General features: G+C 75.6%; 4 protein-coding genes and 1 riboswitch. Of the genes, 3 read left to right on the forward strand and 1 reads right to left on the reverse strand.

Annotated elements, in window-relative coordinates; genetic code table 11:
- Window positions 1–63: 63 nt before the first annotated feature.
- On the forward strand, window positions 64–1,188 hold the full coding sequence (locus tag E1258_RS30155) for an aromatic acid exporter family protein (RefSeq protein ID WP_132407077.1): 1,125 nt from the start codon (window positions 64–66) through the stop codon (window positions 1,186–1,188).
- A gap of 135 nt (window positions 1,189–1,323) precedes the next feature.
- The gene (locus E1258_RS30160; RefSeq protein ID WP_165949942.1) at window positions 1,324–2,601 is read left to right on the forward strand and encodes an MFS transporter; all 1,278 of its coding nucleotides are present in this window, start codon (window positions 1,324–1,326) and stop codon (window positions 2,599–2,601) included.
- On the opposite strand, the gene E1258_RS30165 is transcribed toward E1258_RS30160, so the two are convergent.
- Window positions 2,592–3,338, reverse strand: coding sequence for a hypothetical protein (locus tag E1258_RS30165; RefSeq protein ID WP_132407081.1), 747 nt, complete (start codon window positions 3,336–3,338; stop codon window positions 2,592–2,594). The genes E1258_RS30160 and E1258_RS30165 overlap by 10 nt on opposite strands.
- A 112-nt stretch (window positions 3,339–3,450) precedes the next feature.
- Here E1258_RS30165 and E1258_RS30170 point away from each other — a divergent pair, with 112 nt between their 5' ends.
- Entirely contained in the window at window positions 3,451–3,786 is a 336-nt protein-coding gene (locus E1258_RS30170) for a hypothetical protein (RefSeq protein ID WP_132407083.1), read from the forward strand.
- Between the two features lie 352 nt (window positions 3,787–4,138).
- A riboswitch (cobalamin riboswitch) is annotated at window positions 4,139–4,268 on the forward strand.
- Window positions 4,269–4,470 lie beyond the last annotated feature (202 nt).

The following is a 4,470-nucleotide window of genomic DNA, read 5'->3' on the forward strand; positions in this document are numbered from 1 at the left end:
GGTGGGGGTGTCCGGCACTCCCGGAGCACCATGGGCGGTGGCGCGCGGGCAGGGAGGTGGCGGATGGTGCGGTGGAGCTGGTTTCGGGAGGCCGCCGGACGGATCAGGCAGGGCTGGCTGCCGGTAGTGGAGGGCACGGTGGCGGCCACCGTGGCCTGGGTGCTGGCCACCCGGCTGGTCGGGCACCCGCAGCCGTTCTTCGCCCCGGCCGCCGCGCTCATCGTCCTCGGGCAGGCCCGGGGGCAGCGGATGCGCCGGGCGGTGGAGGTGGTGCTCGGCGTCGCCGCCGGGGTGCTCGTCGCCGACGTGGTGGTGCAGGCCCTCGGGCCGCGTACGACCTGGACGGTCTTCACGGTCATCCTGCTCACCATCGTGCTGGCCGTGGCGATCGGCGCGAGCAGCATCTCCGTGGTGCAGGCCGCCGTGTCCGCCCTCTACCTGGTGGTGGTCGCCCCGCCGACGGAGTCGCTGATCCCGTTCCGGTTCGTCGACGCGCTGATCGGCGGGGCGGTGGCCCTCGTGGCCAGCCAGCTCGTCGACGCCCGTCGCCCGCTGGCTCCGCTGGTCGCCGAGTTCCGGCAGACCTTCGAGGAGCTCGCCGGGCTGCTGCGGGAGGCCGCCGACGCGCTCGACGCCGGCGACGAGCAGGCCGCCCTGGCCGCCCTGGACCGGGCGCGGGGCATGGACGCCGGCGTGGAGCGGCTGCGCGTCGCGGTGCTCGCCGCCGGCGAGGCGCTGACCCTGCACGTGCGCCGCCGCCGGCACATGGGCCGTCTGCGCTCGGTCGACGCGTCCATCGGGCAGATCGACTACGCCGTGCGCAACGTGCGGGTGCTGGCCCGGGCCGGGGTGACGCTCACCCGGTTGGCGAGCCCCGTGCCGGCCGAACTCGGCGCGGCGGTGCGCTGCCTGGCCGACGCCGTGCACGCCGCCGGTGAGGCGTTCGCCGCTGACCTCGACGGCCGCGACGCCGTCGCCGACGACCACGCCGCCCGTGCCGAGGCCGCCGCGCTGGACGCCGTCCGGGTCGCCGGAAGGTTGTTCACCTCCGGGCAGCCCCTGCCGCTGGCGATGATCGTGGGCCAGTTGCGGGCCACCGCCATCGACCTGCTGCGCGGGGTGGGCGTGGACGACGACGCCGCCGTGCTCGGCCGCGTCGACGAGGCGCTGGGACTGCCGGCGGTGTGATCCCGCGACTACCCGCCGTCCGCCTGCCGATGAGTCACCGTCCGGATCGTGGTAAGGGGCGGGGGTGGTGATCGGTCCTGTCGCGTGGGGGTGTCCAATAGGCGGTCGACGCCCGGAGCCGAGAGGACGCCGCCCATGAGCAGCACCGACGCCCCACCTGCCCGCCCGGGTGCCGATCGGGCCGGTGCGCAACGCCCGGTACTGGCCGCCCGCAACGGCGTAGCGGCAGTGTTCGCCCTGAACGGGCTCGCGGTCGCCACCTGGTTCGCCCGGGTGCCGGCCGTCCGTGAGGCGCTGGACCTCAGCGCCGGAGGGCTCGGCCTGCTGTTGCTGTCGATGTCGCTGGGCGCGCTGCTGGCGATGCCGACGGCCGGTCTGGTGACCCAGCGCCTCGGCGCGGCCAGGGCGGTCGTTCTCGGCGCCGCGCTGGTCGCGGGCGGGATGATCGTCGCCGGGACGTCCGCCGGGCTCGCCGGGTTCCTGCCCGGGGCGGCCGTCGGCCTGTTCGTCTTCGGCTACGGTGCCGGCACCTGCGACGTGGCGATGAACATCGAGGGTACGACCGTCGAGCGGCGGCTTGGGCGTACCATCCTGCCCCGGTTCCACGCGGCCTGGAGCCTCGGCTCGGTGGCCGGCGCGGGGCTCGGCGCCGGGGCCGCGCGGGTCGGGGTGCCCGTCGCCGTGCACCTGAGCGTGCTCGCGGCGGTGGTGATCGTCGGTACGCTGCTCGGTGCCCGGTCCTTCCTGCCCGAAGCCGGGGACGCGCCGGCCGGTGGGGGGACGGCCGCAGCCCGGCGCGCGTCGCTGCTCGCCGCCTGGCGGGAGCCGCGCACCCTGCTCATCGGCCTGCTGGTGCTGGTGATGGCGTTCGCCGAGGGCAGCGCCAACGACTGGCTCGCGGTGGCCTTCGTCGACGGGTACGGGCTCAGCGAGGCGGCCGGCGCCGCCGTTTTCGGGGTGTTCGTGGTCGGCATGACCATCGGGCGGACCGCAGGGACCGTGGCGATCGACCGGTGGGGCCGGGTGCCGGTGCTGCTCGGCACCACTCTGCTCGCCGGGGTGGGCGCCTGCCTCGCCGTGCTGGCCGGCAGCGGGCTGGTGGCGATCTTCGGTGTCGCGCTGTGGGGGCTGGGCGCGTCGCTGGGCTTCCCGGTGGGGCTCAGCGCCGCCGCCGACGAAGAGGACGGGGCGCCGGCCCGGGTCAGCGTTGTCGGGGTGATCGGCTACACGGCGTTCCTCGGCGGCCCGCCGCTGCTCGGGCTGCTCGGTGACCACGTGGGCACGCTGCGGGCCCTGCTCGCGGTGCCGCTGCTGCTGGTGCCCGCCCTCGCGCTGGTCCCGGTGCTTCGCGAATCGTCACGCAGGGTCACGCCGGCCGGTGCACGTGACCGGCCCCGTGCTCCTCAGGGATAGCTGCCCCCGGCGGTGGGGTCCAGGGTGCCGGCGGCGGTGCCGCCCGCAGCCGGACGCGCAGCGTCCGGCGCGTCGGGCCGCAGCCAGACGCGCAGCGGCCCGACGCGCCGGAAACCCGCGTCCCCGGCCGGCGGCAGGCCATCGCCGGGCTCGTAGCCGACCAGCGGCCGGCCCGGGCAGGCCGCGACGACGCCGCGCCAGACCCCGGCGAGATCCCCGTCCGAGGCGAAGATGTTGGACACCCCGACGGCCCGGCCGGTGTCGGTGAGCACGCCGCCGCCGGCGAGCGCCCCGTCGCCGTCGTGCCGGGCGAGGAACGTGATCCGGGAGTCGGCCAGCAGAGCCGGCCGGGACAGTGCCTCGTTGCCGTGCGCGGCGGCCCAGCGGGCCAGCCCCCGCGCCGAGTCGACCGGGGCCAGCGCCACCCCGCCCGGGGCGGCCGTGGCCGGCCGGTGGATCCACTCGGCGGCGAAGAGCACCCGGAAGCCGTACGGGGCGAGGTCCAGGTCGGCGAAGCTGTCCTTCACCGACGCCCCGGGCCCGGTGTCGATCCGGGCCAGCAACCGGGCGGCGTCCACGCCGGGGCGAAGGGTCACCGCGTCCGGATACCACGGCGGGGAGCGGCGCGGCACCGACCAGGCGTCGGCGTCGTACGCCCCCGCGAGGCCGTGGGCCCGGCAGACCAGATCACACCAGTCGGCGTTGTCTCGCGCCGCCACCGTCCGCCACGCCGCCACCGGACGAGTGTACGGGCGGGCGGGCCATGGTCAGCATCCTCTTAACCCGCGCCCAGCAGGTTGCCAGGCAGGGGTGCTTCACTGGTCCGTACGCCGAGGAGAGGAGCCGGGCATGGGCTGGTTCAGCCGGCGCCAGCGCGCCACCGACGGGACCCCGACGAAGCTCGACCGCGAGGCCACGCCGGACGACCTGGCGGCCCTGGAGGCGTTCGTCCGCAGCCGCTGGGGCGTGGAGTTCTACCTGGAACCGGAGACCACCGCCACCGACACCACGGTGCTGGCGATCGCCCACGACGGGGAGTGGATCCGGCGGCGGACCGGGTCGCCCCGGGTCGCCGCGAAGATCGCCCAGCGGCACGCCGTGCCGTTGTACGAGGCCGCGCGCACCGGGTACCCGGAGCGGATGCGGGCCTGGAACCGGGCGCACCCGGAGCGCCGGGGACGCTGACCCCCGCTTCGGCGCGTTGATCCACCGATCCGCCGCGGTGGCCCGGCGTGATCAGATCACGTGTGCCGCGATGGCGCGCGCAGTCAAGCGACTCGGTGCGGCTGGTGTCGACCTCGACGTCATAGGCCCTGCCCGGGTGATGATCGGATGCAACGTAACCAACCTGGCGGCAGACCGGTCGGGAAACGAAACGCGGAACAGTCGAATCGATCGGCGCACGACATTACGTGGCACCACTCGATTTCCGCTCCCATCGCGGCTGGTCGATGCTGACCTGGGCGGCGGGCGGCCGGGCGTCGGGCGTTGACCCGCGGCGGTCGGGTGTGGCAGCATTCGCGGCCTGACGGCAGTGAAGGAAGCCGGTGCGATTCCGGCGCGGTCCCGCCACTGTCACCGGGGAGCGATCCCCCCTCGTGAGTCACGGCCGTGTGTCTGCGGTTGGAAGGCCGGGGGTGAGCGTCGATCCGGAAGCCAGGATACTTCGGCCGTCGGGACGACCCCAGGGCGTGGACACCCGAGGAGGACCCGATGACGCACGGCGTCTCACACATCGACGGCCATCGTCGCCGACCGGCGCGCGGCAGTGTGTTCGCGACCCGTCGTCGCACCGCACCGCCAGCCGGCCACATCCCCGCACTCCCCGACTGCCGCCGGCCCGTGTCCGGCGCCGCACGCCCCTGAGCC

Origin of the sequence: Micromonospora sp. KC207, assembly GCF_004348615.1 — a bacterium.
Lineage (GTDB): Bacteria > Actinomycetota > Actinomycetes > Mycobacteriales > Micromonosporaceae > Micromonospora.

Coding starts and splice junctions, on each gene's coding strand:
- E1258_RS30160 (WP_165949942.1), top strand. CDS start 1,324: ATGAGCAGCACCGACGCCCCACCTGCCCGCCCGGGTGCCGATCGGGCC.
- E1258_RS30155 (WP_132407077.1), top strand. CDS start 64: ATGGTGCGGTGGAGCTGGTTTCGGGAGGCCGCCGGACGGATCAGGCAG.
- E1258_RS30170 (WP_132407083.1), top strand. CDS start 3,451: ATGGGCTGGTTCAGCCGGCGCCAGCGCGCCACCGACGGGACCCCGACG.